Raw genomic sequence first — 17052 nt, forward strand, 5'->3', positions numbered from 1 at the left:
TCCACTCCGGTTCAATCGGGAAGTTCCACTCCGCGTGCTGTGGACAACGCAGCGATCTCCGCGGGGAAGACGTTCTTGAAGACGAACGGGTCGGTCCCGAGCGCCCAGTTCGGGGCCAGTTCGATCGCGTACCGCTCGAAATATCCGAGTTGCTTGCCGACGAGAATGAGTTCCTCGGGACTCGACGTTCGGTACTGCTTGCCCATTCCGACGAGAGCCTTGATGAAATCGGTCAGGCTGAAGTGCGCCAACGTGTCCGACAGCATCGGTGCGAACACGGCCTGAAGGATGAGTCCGACCTCGGCGTCGGTGCCCACGTCCTCGGTGACGATGCCGAGACGCTTGACGCTGCCCGCGAGGCGGGTGAAATCGCCGTCGACGACTGTGGCGTGGAACAGGTCCTGCAGGAGCATCCGCCACTGTTCGTCGAGTTCGCCCATCACGCCGAAGTCGAGGAAGGACACGCGTCCGTCGTCGAGCACCCAGACGTTGCCCGCATGGACGTCGCCGTGGAAGAGGCCGTGCAGCACAAGCGCTTCCATCCACACCTTCGCGGCTCGCCGGACGACGAGTTCCGACGCGTCGCCCGGCGTGCACTGGTCGAGCGGTGAACCGTGCATTCGTTCCATGCAGATCACGCGGCTGCCGCAGTATTCGGTGAACACCTCTGGCGCGGTGACGTACTCGTTGTCGCCGAACGCGGAGATCGATTCGCGGAAGCGTGCTTGCCTGCGCGCTTCGACCACACTGTCCAACTCGGCGAATGTGGCGGCGTGGAGGTCGACGATGATCGCGGATGCGTTGGCGGTCTTGAAGAACACGATGAACTTCTCGAGCGCCCGGGCGAAGATGTAGGCGATGCGCAGGTCCACCTTCATGCGGTGGTAGATGCCCCGGCGCTGGACCTTCATGATCACTTCGCGGCCGTCGCGCAGGACGCACAGATGCACCTGCGCGACCGATGCAGAGGACAGCGGGACGTCGTCGAAGCGGCTGAACAGTTCCGCCGTCGGCCGTCCCAGGTCGGACTCGATGGTGGCGCGGGCCTGCGCACCCGGGTAGGGCGGGACCTCGTCGAGACATCGGAGGCAGGTGTCGGCCAGGACCTTGGGAAACAGTCCCGGGGATGAGCCCATCAACTGCCCGACCTTGACGAACGTCGGTCCCAGGACGAAGAAGGCGTCGACGACGCCCTCCGAGGCGTGAAGCGGCCAACCGCGACGCGGTGCGAGCGCCCACTTTCCGACAGCCAGCACCTGATAGAACACCAGGACCGCGCCGATGACGAGCAGGCGCAGAAATTCGCGAACTCCGAATGTACGCAGCGGCGGAGCAGGTCTGGTGGTGATGGGTCCGGTGGTCATCGCGCCATCTCCAGCGAGCCCGTGCCGAGCGCGGCGGTCTCCAGGCGGGACATGAGACGCTCGAAGCTACGGGTGTCGCCGGACGTGCGGGAGAGCACCAACGCTCCCTGTATCCCGGCGACGATCTCCTCCGCCAAACCCTGGGCGTCGTCGCCGTGTCCGAGTTGCCGCAGCACCGGCGTCAGCGCGTCGATCCAATCGCTGAAGTACTTGGCGACGCGGGAGCCGAAGAGTGCCCGCTCCTCACCGAGCGAGAACGCCGCGAACAAGCAGACCCGACGGCCGGACTGGAAGTACTTCGAGGTCTGCGCAAACATGTCGTGGGAGCGCGCGCGGGCGTCCGTCGCGGCACGCAGCGGTGCGAACACGTTGCTCTGGAACCACCGCTCGACCTCGTCGAGAACTGCCTCCGCCATCTCGGTCTTTCCGCGGGGAAAGAAGTGGTACAGGCTGCCCTTGCCGAGCCCGGTTCGCTTGCTGATCACCGACAGCGAGGACCCGTTCCAGCCCAGGTCTCCGAAGACACCTGCCAGGACGGGCACCACGTCCCGCCTGTCGGCGGTGGTTCGTGACGCTGCTGTTCGTGACGCTGCTCTTCGTGACGCTGCTGTTCGTGGCACAGTTGCTCCTCGAGGGGGTGCTCCCGCGCCGCGCTGCGTGGGAACGACCCCGACTGTACCTACCGGTACAGGCTGTTCACCCGGACCCCTTGGTTCCGGATCGTTCGTACAGGGAGACAGTCATCGGGACACTGCGTACTGCCTGGGCACGCGGCGCATCGGTAGGTCGACGATGCCGCATTGCCGGCGCTCTGTTCGGAGTGGCCGGTGTGCAATATCTGCTCGCGGAGGCGGCTACAGCTCTCCGGTTCGACGGCTACAGCCCACTGCACGACACCGTCAGCGAGCTCGGGGTGCCGGAGGTGTCCGAGTGGCACGGACTGATGAACGCCTCGTTCTGCGTGTCCGCGGCGTCGGTGCTCGCGGCGGGACTCGTCGCGGCTCCCCTGCTGACGAGGGGACGGGCGCAGCTGATGCGTGGCAGTGTCCTCGCCTACGCGGTCGGGAGTGTGCTGGTTGCCGTGGTGCACACGGGCGAGGGCAACCTGCACACCCTGGGGGCGGTTCTGGCCATCGGCGCAGGAAACGTCATCGCCCTCACTGTCGGTTCGGCACGGACTGTCGGTTCGGCACGGACTGTCGGTTCCGATGCGACGAGATTCCCGCGCTGGTACTCGCGCGCTTCCGTCGGGCTGGGGACGGTGGGGTTCGCGGCGTCGGCGTTGCTCCTCACGGGTGTCGGGCCGGTCGGCGCGGTGGAGCGTGTCTCGATCTACACCTTCGTGGCGTGGGAGCTCATGACCGCGGCGACAGTATGGAGACGACCAGGACGGACGGGACCGATTTCTGCCGACAGCAGAATAGGTTCGGAAGATCGAGCGAAGGGTCCACACAGCTCCTAGCCTGGCTGCATGGCAGACGAACGAGCTATCGCGAAGGTTCTCCCGCTGCGCCCCGCCGCAGGTCGTACGCCGCCCGGCCCCGAACCGCTGGTCCGTGAGGGTATGGGCCGGGTTCTGCGTCGAATCCGCACGGAACAGGGCCGCACCTTGCAGGAGGTCTCGTCCGAGGCGCGGGTGTCGATGCCCTACCTCTCCGAGGTCGAGCGGGGACGAAAGGAAGCGTCGTCCGAGGTGCTCTCGGCTCTGTGCGGCGCGCTGGAGATCGCCCCGTCTCGCCTGCTGATGTTGACCGGGCGAGAACTCGCTGGAACGAACTCCGTCCAACGAGTCTCGCGCGGTCCCGCTCCCGTCACCATGCTGGCCGCCTGACCGGGGCGGAGTGGTCTGCAGCGCAGTCAGTTCCGATTGGTCGCGATCAGGTCTGCCAACCCGTAATCGACTGCCTCGGTGGCGGTGTAGATCCGATCGCGGTCGGTGTCCAGCCGTAGTGTCTCGGGTTTCTGACCGGTGTGATGGGCGAGGATCTTCTCCATCTCCGAGCGCACGCGCACTATCTCGTCGCGTTGCAGCGTGAGATCGGAGATGGTTCCCTCACCTCCACCTGACGGCTGGTGAAGCAGAATCCTGGCGTGGTTCAGCATGATTCGCTTACCTGGTGCTCCCGACGCCATCAGCACTCCCGCGGCCGACGCTGCCTGCCCGACGCAGAAGGTGGACACGTCGGGTTTGATGTATTCCATCGTGTCGTAGATGGCGGTCATCGCGGTGAACGATCCGCCGGGTGAATTGATGTACAAGCTGATGTCGGCATCGGGGTTGTCCGATTCGAGGTGGAAGAGCTGCGCGATGACGACGTTCGCGACGCCGTCGTCGATCTCGGTTCCGAGGAAGATGACGCGTTCGGACAGGAGTCGGCTGTAGATGTCGTAGGCGCGCTCGCCGCTGTGAGTCCGTTCGACGACGGTGGGGATCGTGTACTGGCTCATGATTGCTCGACTCCCAGTCCTACCTTGTGGTGCGGTGCCGATGGTCGTATGTCGTCGAGGGTGGTGACGATGTGGTCGATAAGGCCGTAGTCCCGAGCCTGCTCGGCCGTGAACCAACGGTCGCGTTCGCTGTCCGCCGTCACCGTGGACACGTCGTGGCCGGAGTGTTCGGCATTGAGGCTGTGCATCAATGCCTTCGTGTATTCGAGGTTCTGCGCCTGGATCTCGATGTCGACGGCGGTGCCGCGGATGCCTGCGGACGGCTGGTGCATCATCACGCGGGCGTGCGGGAGGCTGTAGCGTTTTCCCTTGGTGCCCGCGGTGAGCAGGAACTGGCCCATGCTGGCGGCGAAACCCATTGCGAGGGTGGATACGTCGTTGGGTATGAGCCGCATGGTGTCCATGATCGCGAGGCCCGCGCTCACCGAACCTCCAGGTGAGTTGATGTAGAGGCTGATATCGCGGCGAGAGTCGTTGGCGGACAGGAGGAGCAGCTGCGCGCAGATCCGTCCGGCGATGGCGTCGTCGACGGCGGCCCCCAGTACGACGATGCGTTGATCGAGCAGTCGGGACGCCAGTTGGTCGTCGAACGGTGACACCGCGGCGGTGTCGCGTTCGTTCATGGTGGTGTACATGTGCATTCCTCACTCGTGAGTGTCGTCGGTCCCCATCAGGCTGCGCGGTGGGTCGGCGGGAAGGAAGGATTCTCTGCTCCGAGCAGAGATCGCTGTGGGCGTAATGCGTCTGACCAGGCGATTGGGTGTTCGGGCCCGTGGAGAGGTACGGTAGTGAAGCACCCGACGCGGGGTGGAGCAGCTCGGTAGCTCGCTGGGCTCATAACCCAGAGGTCGCAGGTTCAAATCCTGTCCCCGCTACGAAAGAAGAACCCCCGGAAAGCATTGCTTCCCGGGGGTTCTTCCTTTGTGCGCTGAATGTGCTACTGCAGTCGAAACCGGACTATGTCGCTGACGTTGTCGATGGCGTCGGTCAGGGCCTGCAGTCGATCCGACGCGCCGAGTGCCTCGAGGACGTCCTGGCGGTCGGATTGGCCCATGGGAACCTGTGCGGCGAGGCGGAACAGGCGTTCCCCCGACGCGGCGGGAAGCTCGGAGAATTCGGGATCGTCCGGCGGCGTCGAGCCTTCCGCTTCGGCGAGAGTGCCGATCAGTCGATACAGCGCCCTGATCTGCTCCTGGAGTTCGGCGAACTCGGATTCGGTGACCGAATCCTCGGGATGATCGGGCCACGGCCGTACGTCGGCACGAGGGTACGGGTCGTCCTCGAGCCAGGCGTCGACTCGGATTCTTTCCCCTCCTACGCATTCCACGAGAAAGCGGCCGTCGCCGATCTCCTGGTGCGCGACGATGTGTGCCCTGGTGGCGACATCGTGCCGAACGTCTCCGCCTCCGGCCTCGTGGCCGCGGGCGATGAGCACCACCCCGAAGCTCGGGTCCTCGGTAGCGAGGCAGTCTCGCAGCATCTCCTGGTAGCGCGGTTCGAAGATGTGCAGAGGAAGCGGCTCACCCGGGAGCAGAACGCTTCCCAGGGGAAACATCGGAATCACTGCCACGGTCAGTCCGACGAGGCCGGCCGCGTCGACTGCGGAATCGGTGCGAGCTCGGACACCGCTGCCGTGCCGAGGAACTGGTCGAGCACCCGGAAGAACAGATCGGGCTCGTCCAGTTGTGGGAAATGCCCTGCATCGGAGAAGATCTCGACGCGCGAGTTCGGAACCTCGCGTCGAATGTTGTCCGCGTGCGAGGCCGGGATCATGCGATCCTTCCCGCCCCAGACCAGGAGAGAGGGCAGCGATTCGAACTTCTCGAAATGCTGCTTGGCGCTGACTGTTTGACCGCGTGGACCGACGACGGCGCGTGTCGACGCCAGAAAAGCGGAGCGGGAGCCGTGGTCCGCCACCGTCTTGAACGCGCGCCACGTCTCGGTGGTGCTCTTACCGGGACGCACAGGCAGCCCCCATTTACCGAGCTTAGTCACCACGTTCTCGGTGTTCCTACGGACCCAGTCCGACGCCAACACCGGCAGCACCAGTTCGCTGCCCGGCAGAGTCGCAGCCTTCAGGAACAAGCTGACTTCGCGTCCGAGGCCGCCACTGCTGACGAGGGCGATCCGCTCCACGCGCTCGGGGAACAGGTAGACGGTCTGCATGACGATTCCGCCGCCGAGCGAATGCCCCACCATCGGTGCCGAACGAATGTCGAGGTGGTCCAGTAGATCGCGGATGGTCGCCGAGTGCGCACTGAGCGAGTAGTCGCCGGGTGGCTTGTCCGAGTCGCCGTGGCCGAACAGGTCCGGTGCGATGACGCGGTACTTCTCCGACAGCCGCTCGATCTGACCTGCCCAGGACTCGTGCGAGCCGAGAAGGCCGTGAACTAGGACCACAGGTGGACCGTCCCCGGCGTCGACGTACCGCAGGGTGTCCCGATGGAACTCGACCGACTCGAGCTCGTAGGGCGACGTTCGGTCTGGCATCGATCCTCCTCGCGCAGTGGCCGTGGTCGTTCCGTCGGCGGCTTCGATGCCCAACGTACGCGGATCGGCGTCCTCGGGACAGTCGATGCCCCGGTGAGCAGCGATGGAGGCCGTCAGTGACCGTGAGGCGGCACGACGAGAGGAGTGTCGTCGTTCCGGGTCGAGGTGCTGCACTAGTGGATGATTCCCTCGGTTGCTCGGCGTAGTTCGTGGTCGAGGATTCGAGCGACATCCTCGGCGACCGGTTCGCGGACCATGTCGACGTGGCGGCCGTCGACATGTGTGATGGACAGGTCACCGGTGGCTATCGCGGCCCACGACCGGCGATCGTCGGTGTTCTCCGCCGTGACGATGACGCTGACCGGCCCGTTCCATGGTTTCGGACGATGGAAGCGCAGAGCGAGCGAGCCGATCGCCGCGAATGCCAGCCACCTCTCGGTCGTCGAATAACGTGCGATGCCCGCGGTGACCACCCGCGCTGCGATACCGACGCGGGTTGCGACGGTGATCTTCGGCGACGCGGCTGCACCTACGCCCGCCGGTGCAGCTTCGAGGGAGCTTCCGCCAGGAAAGCGGTCGAGCAGATGGCGGTACAGGCGGGGGTCCAGGAGAGTCAACCGCGCCACCGATCCGCCGCCGGCCCGAAGCTGGTGTGCCATCTCGAGTGCGATCCATCCGCCGAGCGAGTGCCCGGCGAGAAGGTACGGGCCCGTCGGCTGGATTCGCGTGATCTCTCGTACGTAGGTGCGGGCTGCGGCGCGGATGGTGCGGTCGGGAAGTGCCCGGGTGTCCATTCCCTTGGCCTGGATCACGTAGACGGGACGGTCCGGATCGAGCCGCCGAGCAAGCGCGGCCAGACCGACGGCGGGCACCCCACCACCTGCGACGACGAAGAGAGGCGTGAGCGCACCCGCGGTGCGCAGTGGCACCGCGATCGACTCGGCTCTGGAACGGGCCGAGTTGTTGTCGATGGACGCGAGCTTGGTGTCCACGATCGAGGCCAGACGGCGGACGCTCATGGCCCCGACCAGTTCCTCCGCCGACAGCACGATGTGGAAGGCGCGCGCGACCCCCACCGAGATACGCGTCAGAGCAAGCGACGTAGCGCCCATGGCGGTGAAGTCGGTGGTGGACCCGATGTCGTCGATCCCGTCGACCTCGTCCCGAAGGGCATCGTGGACGATGTTGGCGATCCACATCTCCGTCGCGCCGCGCGGCGCTTCCGTCACCGTGGCGGACTCCAGGTCTGCACCCTGCTCCGGCAGCCGCTGCCGGTCCACTTTGCCGCGTTCGTTGCGTTCGATCGTGTGTGTGCGCGTGATGTTCCGGGGAACCATCCACGTGGGGAGCTGGTCCTGAATGCGCGCCCGGACGTAGGCACTGTCCCGTGTGTCGCTGACGAAGAACGCATCGAGGTGAGGTTCGTCGTCGGTCGAGCGGGGAACGATCGCCACGTCTCGGACGCCGTCGAGTCCGCGGATTGCTGCTTCCACCTCGGCGGGTTCGACGAGGTATCCGCGGATCTTGACGGCGTCGTCGGCTCGGCCGAGCAGGTGCAGCTGTCCGGTCTCGTCGAATCGGCCGAGATCGCCGGTTGCGTAGCGCATGAGCGGCCCGTCGCTCGCGAAGCGGGATTCCGTCAGGTCCGGGAGACCGAGGTAGCCGTCGGACAGGCATTCCGCGGAGACGCGGATCTCCCCGGCCACTCCGGCCGGTGCGAGCGTGCCCGCCGGGTCGACGACGTCGACGATCTTGCCCTTCGGGAGGGTCGTCGCGGTGAGGAAGCCCGACGGCAGGGGGTGGTCCGATCGGTATTCGCCGTACGCCACGCCGCCTGCTTCCGTGGTTGCGTACCAGTTGACGAAGGTGGCGCCGCTGCCGAGTGCGCTACGGAATCCGATGACGTCCCGCGAGTGCAGGGCTTCGCCGTAGGTGGTCACGACGCGCAGCGACGGCACGGCGTTGTCCGGGAGCGGGACGATGGCGTCGGACGGGCTTTCCCCTGCTCCCCCTCGGAAGCTCCGCACCAGCGAGGGGGAGCAGTGCAGTGTTGTCAGCGAGGAGCGTTCGATCCACTCGGTCAAGGTGGTGGGCAGGACGGTGCGTGGGTCCGTGCAGTAGACCGTCGCACCGCTGAGGATGCCGGCGAACAACGTGTTCAGGCCCGCGCCGAAGCTGACCGGCAGGGCGTTGCCGACGCGATCGCGGGAGGACAGGCCGAGTGCCGAGCTGACCTCGTACGCCTTGGTCAGGCACATGCGGTGGCTCAGCAGCACGCCTTTGGCGGCACCGGTGGAGCCCGAGGTGTAGGCGATCAATGCCGTCCGGCTGCCGGTGAGAGTGGGTAGCGGCATCGCGGAATCCTGCGTGTTCGCGAGGTCCGCCTGGTCGAGGCGGAGTGCCGCTGCCGACTCCACGATGCGGTCCGCGCGGTTGGCCGGCAGGTTGGAATCCAACGGGACCAGCGCGTGGCCCGACGCCATCACCGCGAGCATCGTGGCGATCGACTCCGACGTGGAGGCGGCTTCCACGGCGATCGGGCGAGGGTCGTCACCCGCGAGCTGGGCGATCTTTCTCGCCGATGCATAGGTGCGGTGCAGGAGTTGGTCGAACGTGACCGCCCCGTCCTCGGTGTGGACGGCGACGGCGTCGGGCACCGCGTGGGCGACCTCGCAGAGTCGGTCGAGAAGGGTATCCCTGGTGCCGGGTTTGCACAGCGGTGCAAGCGGCGCGTGGGTTGGCGCTTCCAGCTTGTGCACCGACATGGTTGCTCCTCGAGTACGGCGTCCTTTGCGATCGCTCTACCGGGAAACCAACCCGAAAACAATCGTAAAGTCTGTTTTACTCCATACAAGGTAACCCTGCGGTCCTTTTGGCTGCAACTTCTTCGTTCGATCGACCGACGAGGCCGCCACGACCCGTCTCATGGTTCCGTGATTGCCTCCAGAGGTCGGGTGCGGGCGGCGCGCACCGCCGGCCAGAGTGCCGCGAGGACTCCGACGACGGCCGAGCCGAACAGCATGGCCACTATCTGGCCCCACGGAACGGTCAGGAGACCGAGACCTTCGTCGCGCAGAGTTCTGACGAATCCCCATCCGAAGGCCACGCCGAGGCCGAGACCGACGATGGCCCCGAAGAGCGCGATGAGCAGCGACTCCAGATAGATCGTGCGCCTGACCTGGGGGCGCTGCATGCCGACGGCCCGGAGCATTCCGATTTCACGGCGTCGTTCGACGACCGACAGAGCGAGAGTGTTGACGATTCCCAGCACGGAGATGACGACGGCGAGCGCGAGCAGCCCGTAGAGGACGGCGAGCAGCGTGTCGATCTGCTGGCCCTGCGACCCCTTGAATTCGTCGCGATCCTGGACCTGAACGACGACGAACGGCTTGGTGGCGGCTTCCAGGTCGGTCCTGAGCACGTTCAGGTCGGTTCCCGGAGCGGCGCCGACGAGCACGACGATGTCCGACCGGACGATGCTCGGAGTCACCTTCTGGTAGACGTCGTTCGAGATCATCCACTGCCCTACCAGCGGGTTGTCCTCGTAGACGGAGGTGACCGTGACGGGAACCTGCTGCCCGTCGACCGACGTCATGTTCACGATCGAGCCGAGCGCCCACCCCTCGCCGCGCGACGCGGAGGACGACACTGCGATGCTGTCGCCTTGCAGCTCCGGCGACCCGGCGACGACGACGCTGTCGAACAATCCTTCCGGGCTCCCTTCGAGCGCGACGCCGAAGGCGGGCTCGTCGTCGATGTCCACCGACACCGGGTGAAGTACGGCGACGCGGTCGACCCCGTTCACTTCCCGGGCGGCTGCGGCGGCTCCCGTCGGGATTCCGATCGACGGTGGGCCGCTGAAGATGTAGTCGGCTTCGATTCCGTTGTCGACCAGGGCGTCGACGCTCGCTTTGGCGGTCGAGCCGAGGACGCCGATGACCGACACCAGCATCAGCCCGAGCATGAGAGCGAAGGCAGTGGCGGCCGTACGCCGGGGATTGCGGACCGAGTTGGTTCGGGCCAGGCGTCCGATCGGGCCGAACGGCCGCGTCAGAACCGAACCGAGGGCACCGACGACCGGCCGGGACAGTGACGGTGCCGCCAGCGCGACGGCGACGATCACCGCCACGGCACCTGCGCCGACGGTCGCTGCGGCAGCGCCGCCGGTGGATTGCGCTCCGATGACGACGGCAGCGGCGCCGATCGCGCCGATCACGACGCCGATCCAGGTGCGCACGCGCAGACTGTCACCGGCGGAGGCGAACTCCTCGCGCATCGCCGCGATGGGTGGCACCTTGGCGGCACGACGAGCGGGTGCGTATGCGCTGAGCACGGTGACGACGATGCCGACGGCGAAAGCGACGACGACGGTTCGAGGTTCGAGTGCCAGTGCCCCCGAGGGCAATCCGAGGTCGAACGCGTTGAGCAGTGCGCGCAGGCCGTAGGCGAGACCGATGCCGCCCGCGAAGCCGATCGCGCTGCCGATGACACCGACGACGAGAGCTTCCAGCACCACGGAGCGGCTGACCTGGCCGCGGCTGGCGCCGATCGCGCGGAGCAGAGCGAGCTCGCGAACGCGCTGGGCGACGATCATCGAGAAGGTGTTGTAGATGATGAACGTGCCCACGAGCAATGCGATCGCGCCGAATGCGAGCAGGAAGTAGTTCACGAAGGACAGGGCTTGTTCGATCTCGGCCTGTGCTTCGTCCCGGACGTCGTCCGCGGTCTGCACCTTCGAGTCGGGTAGGGCGGCGGCGATCTCGTCCCGAAGCTCCGTCTGCGACACGCCTGTTCCGGCGATGTCGTAGTACTGCACGTGCTCGCCGTCGGAGAACAGTTCGTCGGCCTGGCCCTCGGTGAACTGGATGCCGATGTACCCGCCGGATTCGACGGCGGTGTCGTAGATCCCGGTCACGGTGACGTCCACGGTGCCTTTCGACGGCACGAGGACCTGCGTGGTGTCACCCACGCCGAGCCCGGAGCGCGTGGCGCCGCCCTCGTTGATGACGACGTCGCCCGGTGCCGTGGGCGCTGAACCTGCGATGAACACCGCGTCCTCGCCCAGTCGCCGCTCGGGCGGTAGGTACGCCTCGCCGATAGTCGGCGCGCCACCGGTCTGCACGGCAGCGCCCGAGGAATCCAGTACGACGATCTGACCGCTGACATACGGTGCGACGGCACGAACGTCGGGTAGGGACGAGATGACGTCGGCTGCGGAGACAGGGACGCCGCTCGAGCGTGCGTCCTCGGCACTGACACGGACGTCGGCGCCCTGGGCAGTGTCGGAGAAGATCGACGAGAACGTTCGTTGCAGTGTGTCGGTGAACACGAAAGACCCTGCAACGAAGGCGGTTCCGAGCACGACGGACAGGACGGTCAGTGCGAGTCTGACCTTGTGGGCGGCGAGATTGCGCAGTGAGACCTTGCGCATGGGATTGGTCGAAGGCATGGTCAGGCCGTTTCCAGACGCTTCATGCGGTCGAGCACGTTCTCGGCGGTCGGGTTCGCGAGGTGATCGATGACCGAACCGTCGGCGAGGAACACGACCCGGTCGGCGTAACTGGCGGCGCGGGGATCGTGCGTGACGATCACGACGGTCTGGTCGAACTCGTCGGCGGCAGCGCGGAGGATGCTCAGCACCTCACCGGACGAGCGGGAATCGAGGTTGCCGGTCGGTTCGTCGCCGAAGACGATATCGGGTCGTCCGGCGAGTGCACGTGCGCACGCGACGCGTTGCTGCTGGCCACCGGACAGTTCGCTCGGCCGGTGGCCGAGACGGTCACGTAGGCCGAGTCGGTCGACGACGGTGTCGAGCCACTGCGGGTCGGCCTTGCGCCCCGCGATGTCCAGCGGCAACGTGATGTTCTCCAACGCCGTCAGCGTGGGCACGAGGTTGAACGACTGGAACACGAAACCGATTCTGTCTCTGCGCAGTCCGGTCATCTGCTTGTCGTCGAGATTGGTCAGCTCGGTGTCACCGATCGTCACCGTTCCCGAGGTGGCCGTGTCGAGACCTGCGAGGCAGTGCATCAGCGTCGACTTGCCCGACCCCGACGGGCCCATGATCGCCGTGAACTCGCCGCGGGCGAACTCCACCGTCACGTCCCGCAGCGCATGGACCTGAGTGTCGCCGGAACCGTAGGTCTTGGTGAGGGCGCTCGCCCGGGCGGCAGGAGTGGAGCCTGCGGAACGACCCGGATGGCCAGGAGTGGAGCCTGCGGAACGACCTGAGGGTCCTGTGTCAGTCATGGCATCAGTGTTTCAGTGTTTTCTGCATTTCCATATCGGGGAGACCACCCATCCGCCCCTAGTATGGAGAGATGCGCATCGGAGCACACGTTCGCGACAGTGCCGACCCGCTCGGTTCTGCGGCTAGCCTCGGGGTCGATTTCGTTCAGATGTTTCTGACCGACCCGCAGAAGTGGAACAAGCTGACACCGCATCCGCAGGGTGAGGAGTTGAAGGCGAGTGACGTCGACGTCGTCGTACACAGTTCGTACGTTCTCAACGTCGCCAGTCTGAACAACCGGATCCGCATCCCGTCGCGTAAAGCGGTGATCGAGCAGGCGTCCGCTGCGGCCGACATCGGCGCCATCGGATTGGTCGTCCACGGCGGACATGTCCGCGACGGTGAGGACACCGCCAAAGGATTCGAGAACTGGCGCAAGCTTTTCGAGCGCCAGGCCGACGACGGTGGTTTCGCGGTGCCGATCTTCATCGAGAACACTGCGGGCGGGGATTTCGCGATGGCCAGGCATTTCGACGACATCGCTCGGCTGTGGGATGCCGTCGGAGAATTCGGTGCAGGTTTCTGCCTCGACACGTGCCATGCATGGGCGGGTGGGGAGGAATTGGTCGGTGTGGTCGATCGGATCAAGGCCATCACCGGACGAATCGACCTGGTGCACCTGAACAATTCACGCGACGAGTTCGATTCCGCTCGTGACCGCCATGCGAATCTTGCCGACGGAACCATCGACGCCGACGTTCTGGTCGCAGTCGCGGAGGCGTCGGGCGCGCCGGTGATCCTGGAAACTCCAGCAGAGGGCCTCGCGGCCGATGTGCAGTACCTGAAGTCGCTCTGAGGTTCAGGATCGAACGAACGCCGAGACGGTCTTCTCCCAGAACCTCTCGAAGTCGTCGACGTCGGCGCGAGTGAAAACTCGGCTGTTCCAGCGGAACTCGGCGTCGACCATGACCACTCCGTCGAGTTCGGACACGCTGCACGTGACCGAGAGGTTGTGGCGAAGGGGATCGTCGTCGCCGGGCGCGGTGATCGCGGCGGCGTCGGGCTCGAACGAGAACGCGATCTGCGCGCCGTGCTTGCGGGCGAGGGCGGGGGCTCGCTTCGCGGTGACGTAACCTGCGCCGCCGTCCGGGACGGCGGCGATGCGGCGTCGAACTTCGGTGAGAATCGTGCTCGGCGCACCGGTCACCGGGAGCCGAACCGGGTACCGGGCATGGTCCTGCCCCACGGTGCTGCACGGAAGATCCACGAGAACTCCGGACGAGGAGCAGCGGCACCGGTCGCTCTGCCACGCGCCGACGGTGGCGGCGAGGACGGCCAGGAGCGTCGCGGACGTCGGGTGCTCCAGCGCGGCCCATTGCGTGTGCGTCTCGGTGACGACGGACGAGAAGACGGTGTCGATTCGTTCGTCGGTACGCCTGCTGCCGAAGGTGCGTTCCTCGGGCGTGAGGACGGCGACCCAGTACGGAGCCTCCACTGCAGATTGCCCGAGCATGCCGACACCACCTCGAAGTTCTCGTCTAACTGTCGCAAGCCTTACCTAACCTTGCGCCACTGTAGCCAAAGCGGCGGGCATCGCCAAACGCGGGCTCAGGAGAGTAGACGAGGAACGGTGGGATCAGGCAGAAGAGCGCCGGCGTCGAGCTGGTCCTGTATGCCTTCCGACCAGCTGAGCAGCCCCGAGATGTCGAGCCCGTGCGGTGGGTCGAGTTCGTAGTCGCGGATCCGGTCGTGCCCCTGTCTCAGCAGGGACTTCGCGCCGACGACGTTACCGCGGAGCACGTGAGTCAGTCCGACGGCGAGCTGGGCGAGGCCCTGCCAGAGTCTGCGTTCCGGCTCGGGCGCGTCCTTCCACGTGCCTTCGAGGATTTCGTGAGCGTGGAACGGCATCGACGCGTCGAGCAGCTCCTGCGCTCTCGTGATGGCCTCGTCGGGAGGCAACCTCAGATCGTCGGGAATGCGTTCGACGCCGACGGCGCCCCGCGCGAGCGGCCTTCCCAGGCCGTCACGGGGGCGCCCGTTGAGCGGTTTGCCGGTGGCGTCGCGTTCACGGTCCGGCACTCGACTCTCACACCTCGCTGGTAGACGTTTCCACGGACTTCGCTCGTGCCGTCTGGGCTGCCCCCTCAGGAGACTTTCGGTCCTCGCTCGCGTGGACCGTCCGACTTGCCTGGGCTTCCGGCTCGGACCGGCGTCCGGAGGCGACCGTCACGCCGATCAGGGCCAGCAGGGCGATGGCCGACACGGCAACCATCGTCAGCGATACTGCCACGTTGTCGTTGCCGAGCGCACCCACGACGGGAGCGATGATCGCACCGGAACCGAACTGTGCGGCGCCGAGGAGTGCGGCTGCCGTTCCGGCTGCTTCGCCGTGTCGCGACAGCGCGAGGGCAGGCGCGTTGGGCATCACGAAGCCGACGGCACCGAGCACGAACCACAGTGGGACGAGGAAGCCGAAGATCCCGCCGATCCCTGCAACCGCCAGGATCGTCATGACGAGAGCCGACACCACAGCTGCCGACAGTGCGCTGATCACGATGCGTACGGGAGTGAAGCGTCCGAGCAGCACGACGTTCAACTGCGAGGCGCCGATCAGTGCGATGGCTCCGAGCGCGAACACGATCGCGAACTGCTGCTCGCTGAGACCGAACTCGTCCTGCAGCACGAAGGACGATCCGGCGATGTACGCGAACATGGCCGACATCGCGAGGGCGGCGACGAGGACGAGTACGACGAATTGCCCGTCGCGCAGGAGGCCGCCGTACGTGCGCACGACGGGCATGACGCCTCGGCTGCGACGACGCTCGGGCGGCAGGCTCTCGCGCAGAGCGAAGACGGCAAGAGTAAGCAAGGCGACGCCGAGTACGGCGAGGACACCGAACACCCACCGCCACGTTCCGACGATGAGGATGCCGCCGCCGATCGACGGTGCAAGTACGGGTGCGACGCCCATGACCAGCATCAGACGAGACAGGACGGTTGCCGCCGCCCGACCGGTGAAGAGGTCACGAACGACTGCCATGGCGACGACCGCCGCCGCTGCCGCACCGAGTCCTTGCAGGCCACGGAACAGTCCGAGGACAGGGACGTTGGGAGCGATGACACAGAGAAGGGATGCGCCGATGTGCACCGCGGTGCCGACGATCAGCGGAAGGCGCCGACCCACGATGTCGGACAGAGGTCCGATGACGAGCTGACCGAGCGCGAGCCCGATCAACGTTCCGGTGAGCGTGAACTGCACGGCGGCTGCCGACGAGTTCAGATCGTCGACGATGGACGGCAGAGCGGGAAGGTACATGTCGATCGTCAATGGACCGAGAGCGATCAATGCGCCGAGCACCAGAATGATTCGCAGGCGCTCGGCAGAGGTCGGTTCTGTGGATGCCGACACGGCATCGGTTGCTTGCGTCACCCAACCGTCAGCAACCGATGCCGGCGCGTTGTTCCCGACTCTGCGGAAAAGTTCCCGGTGTGGCAGAGGTTACGTAGCCGAGAAGGCCGGGAGCGGAGCCCGGCTCAGATTCGTCCGGATACCTCGGTGAGTCGTGCGATTTCGTCGGAGGCGAGCGACAGGCGTGGTGCGTCGAGCAGTGCGGGTAGTTGAGAGATCTTGCTGGCGCTGGCGATCGGTGCGGTGACCGTCGGCTGTGCGAGAAGCCAGGCGAGTGCGACGGTGGAGATCTCCGCGTCGTGAGCATCGGCGATCTCGTCGAGCGCGGTCACGACGTCGAGGCCTTTGTCGGTGAAGTATCCCGTGGCGAGCCGCTCACGTGCCTGTCCTTCCAGGTCTTCGCGAGTGCGGTACTTGCCTGTCAGGAAGCCCGCTGCGAGCGAGAAGTACGGGAAGACGCCCAGGTTGTTGTCGGTGGCGAGTGGTGCGAGTTCGCTCTCGTACTCGCGGCGCGTGACGAGGTTGTAGTGCGGCTGCAGCGCGATCGGCTTGGCGAAACCGTGCTCGTCGGCGAGCGACACCCACTCGCGGATGCGGTCGGCCGAGTAGTTCGAGATGGCGACGTACCGCACCTTCCCGTCCTTGACGAGTTGGTCGAACGCGGCGAGGGACTCGACGAGCGGGGTGGACTCGTCGTCGTAGTGGGCGTAATAGACGTCGATGTGGTCGCTCTGGAGTCGCTTCAGCGAGGCCTCGGCTGCAGCGGCGATGTTCTTCGGGGCGAGGCCCTTGAACTCGGGGTGCTGGCTCACCTTGGTGGCGATCACGACGTCGTCGCGGTTGCCGCGTGCGGCAGTCCACTTACCGATGATGGTCTCGGATTCGCCGCCCGAATTACCGTCGGCGAAGGCGGAATAGGAATCGGCGGTGTCGATGAAGTTGCCTTCACCTGCCGTGAACGCATCGAGGATCTCGAACGACGCTTTCTCGTCGCTCGTCCAACCGAACGTGTTTCCGCCGAGAGCGAGGGGGAAGATGTCGAGGTTCGAGTTTCCGATGGCAACCAAGATGACTCCTTATCTAGGCGAACTATTCCTGTGTGGCAACGCGGG

Annotated in this window: 16 protein-coding genes and 1 tRNA gene; 4 read left to right on the top strand and 13 right to left on the bottom strand. The window is 65.9% G+C overall.

What is annotated here, in order from left to right:
* Positions 1-11: 11 nt before the first annotated feature.
* Positions 12-1364, bottom strand: coding sequence for an ABC1 kinase family protein (locus BH95_RS21415; RefSeq protein ID WP_037183976.1), 1353 nt, complete (start codon positions 1362-1364; stop codon positions 12-14).
* Positions 1361-1909, bottom strand: a complete 549-nt coding sequence (locus tag BH95_RS21420) for a TetR/AcrR family transcriptional regulator (RefSeq protein ID WP_020112458.1) — start codon at positions 1907-1909, stop codon at positions 1361-1363. The genes BH95_RS21415 and BH95_RS21420 overlap by 4 nt, the downstream gene beginning before the upstream one ends.
* Positions 1910-1932: 23 nt before the next feature.
* Here BH95_RS21420 and BH95_RS21425 point away from each other — a divergent pair, with 23 nt between their 5' ends.
* Together BH95_RS21425 and BH95_RS21430 are read left to right on the top strand one after the other, a co-directional pair.
* Entirely contained in the window at positions 1933-2826 is an 894-nt protein-coding gene (locus BH95_RS21425) for a DUF998 domain-containing protein (RefSeq protein WP_037183978.1), read from the top strand.
* 9 nt (positions 2827-2835) lie between these two features.
* Entirely contained in the window at positions 2836-3195 is a 360-nt protein-coding gene (locus tag BH95_RS21430; protein WP_019666969.1) for a helix-turn-helix domain-containing protein, read from the top strand.
* 26 nt (positions 3196-3221) lie between these two features.
* Here the strand turns inward: BH95_RS21430 and BH95_RS21435 are convergent, their stop codons facing one another.
* Both BH95_RS21435 and BH95_RS21440 read right to left on the bottom strand, forming a co-directional pair.
* Positions 3222-3812: a ClpP family protease gene (locus BH95_RS21435; RefSeq protein WP_020112455.1), complete on the bottom strand. Its 591-nt coding sequence runs from the start codon at positions 3810-3812 to the stop codon at positions 3222-3224.
* Positions 3809-4453 carry a ClpP family protease gene (locus BH95_RS21440; RefSeq protein WP_019666967.1) on the bottom strand — a complete coding sequence of 215 codons (645 nt, stop codon included), beginning with the start codon at positions 4451-4453 and terminating at the stop codon, positions 3809-3811. The genes BH95_RS21435 and BH95_RS21440 overlap by 4 nt, the downstream gene beginning before the upstream one ends.
* A 160-nt stretch (positions 4454-4613) precedes the next feature.
* Between BH95_RS21440 and BH95_RS21445 the strand changes: the two genes are divergently transcribed.
* Positions 4614-4687: transfer RNA gene (locus tag BH95_RS21445), tRNA-Met, on the top strand.
* A 62-nt stretch (positions 4688-4749) separates the two neighbouring features.
* On the opposite strand, the gene BH95_RS21450 is transcribed toward BH95_RS21445, so the two are convergent.
* The 5 genes from BH95_RS21450 to BH95_RS21470 all read right to left on the bottom strand — a co-directional run bounded on the left by BH95_RS21450 (position 4750) and on the right by BH95_RS21470 (position 12551).
* The gene (locus BH95_RS21450) at positions 4750-5382 is read right to left on the bottom strand and encodes an LON peptidase substrate-binding domain-containing protein (RefSeq protein WP_037183981.1); all 633 of its coding nucleotides are present in this window, start codon (positions 5380-5382) and stop codon (positions 4750-4752) included.
* Positions 5383-5384: 2 nt separating this feature from the next.
* Positions 5385-6302, bottom strand: a complete 918-nt coding sequence (locus tag BH95_RS21455) for an alpha/beta fold hydrolase (RefSeq protein WP_052060205.1) — start codon at positions 6300-6302, stop codon at positions 5385-5387.
* Positions 6303-6475: 173 nt separating this feature from the next.
* Positions 6476-9067 carry an alpha/beta fold hydrolase gene (locus BH95_RS21460; protein WP_037183983.1) on the bottom strand — a complete coding sequence of 864 codons (2592 nt, stop codon included), beginning with the start codon at positions 9065-9067 and terminating at the stop codon, positions 6476-6478.
* A 158-nt stretch (positions 9068-9225) separates the two neighbouring features.
* The gene (locus BH95_RS21465; protein ID WP_037185403.1) at positions 9226-11733 is read right to left on the bottom strand and encodes an ABC transporter permease; all 2508 of its coding nucleotides are present in this window, start codon (positions 11731-11733) and stop codon (positions 9226-9228) included.
* Between the two features lie 20 nt (positions 11734-11753).
* Positions 11754-12551, bottom strand: a complete 798-nt coding sequence (locus tag BH95_RS21470) for an ABC transporter ATP-binding protein (RefSeq protein WP_020112449.1) — start codon at positions 12549-12551, stop codon at positions 11754-11756.
* Positions 12552-12622: 71 nt separating this feature from the next.
* On the opposite strand from BH95_RS21470, the gene BH95_RS21475 reads away from it, so the two are divergent.
* Entirely contained in the window at positions 12623-13387 is a 765-nt protein-coding gene (locus BH95_RS21475; protein ID WP_037109540.1) for a deoxyribonuclease IV, read from the top strand.
* 3 nt (positions 13388-13390) lie between these two features.
* Here BH95_RS21475 and BH95_RS21480 read toward each other — a convergent pair whose 3' ends face one another.
* The 4 genes from BH95_RS21480 to BH95_RS21495 form a co-directional block, all read right to left on the bottom strand.
* Positions 13391-14044 carry a hypothetical protein gene (locus BH95_RS21480; RefSeq protein WP_037183985.1) on the bottom strand — a complete coding sequence of 218 codons (654 nt, stop codon included), beginning with the start codon at positions 14042-14044 and terminating at the stop codon, positions 13391-13393.
* A 95-nt stretch (positions 14045-14139) separates the two neighbouring features.
* Entirely contained in the window at positions 14140-14610 is a 471-nt protein-coding gene (locus BH95_RS21485; protein WP_037183988.1) for a DUF309 domain-containing protein, read from the bottom strand.
* Between the two features lie 7 nt (positions 14611-14617).
* A complete protein-coding gene (locus tag BH95_RS21490; protein ID WP_037183991.1) occupies positions 14618-15961 on the bottom strand; it encodes a multidrug effflux MFS transporter in 1344 nt (447 codons plus the stop codon).
* Between the two features lie 104 nt (positions 15962-16065).
* A complete protein-coding gene (locus BH95_RS21495) occupies positions 16066-17007 on the bottom strand; it encodes an aldo/keto reductase (RefSeq protein ID WP_020112444.1) in 942 nt (313 codons plus the stop codon).
* Between the last annotated feature and the right edge of the window lie 45 nt (positions 17008-17052).

Source organism: Rhodococcoides fascians A44A (assembly GCF_000760735.1).
GTDB lineage: Bacteria > Actinomycetota > Actinomycetes > Mycobacteriales > Mycobacteriaceae > Rhodococcoides > Rhodococcoides fascians_E.

Coding starts and splice junctions, on each gene's coding strand:
- BH95_RS21415 (WP_037183976.1), bottom strand. CDS start 1,364: ATGACCACCGGACCCATCACCACCAGACCTGCTCCGCCGCTGCGTACA.
- BH95_RS21430 (WP_019666969.1), top strand. CDS start 2,836: ATGGCAGACGAACGAGCTATCGCGAAGGTTCTCCCGCTGCGCCCCGCC.
- BH95_RS21435 (WP_020112455.1), bottom strand. CDS start 3,812: ATGAGCCAGTACACGATCCCCACCGTCGTCGAACGGACTCACAGCGGC.
- BH95_RS21440 (WP_019666967.1), bottom strand. CDS start 4,453: ATGCACATGTACACCACCATGAACGAACGCGACACCGCCGCGGTGTCA.
- BH95_RS21455 (WP_052060205.1), bottom strand. CDS start 6,302: ATGCCAGACCGAACGTCGCCCTACGAGCTCGAGTCGGTCGAGTTCCAT.
- BH95_RS21460 (WP_037183983.1), bottom strand. CDS start 9,067: ATGTCGGTGCACAAGCTGGAAGCGCCAACCCACGCGCCGCTTGCACCG.
- BH95_RS21465 (WP_037185403.1), bottom strand. CDS start 11,733: ATGCGCAAGGTCTCACTGCGCAATCTCGCCGCCCACAAGGTCAGACTC.
- BH95_RS21470 (WP_020112449.1), bottom strand. CDS start 12,551: ATGACTGACACAGGACCCTCAGGTCGTTCCGCAGGCTCCACTCCTGGC.
- BH95_RS21475 (WP_037109540.1), top strand. CDS start 12,623: ATGCGCATCGGAGCACACGTTCGCGACAGTGCCGACCCGCTCGGTTCT.
- BH95_RS21480 (WP_037183985.1), bottom strand. CDS start 14,044: ATGCTCGGGCAATCTGCAGTGGAGGCTCCGTACTGGGTCGCCGTCCTC.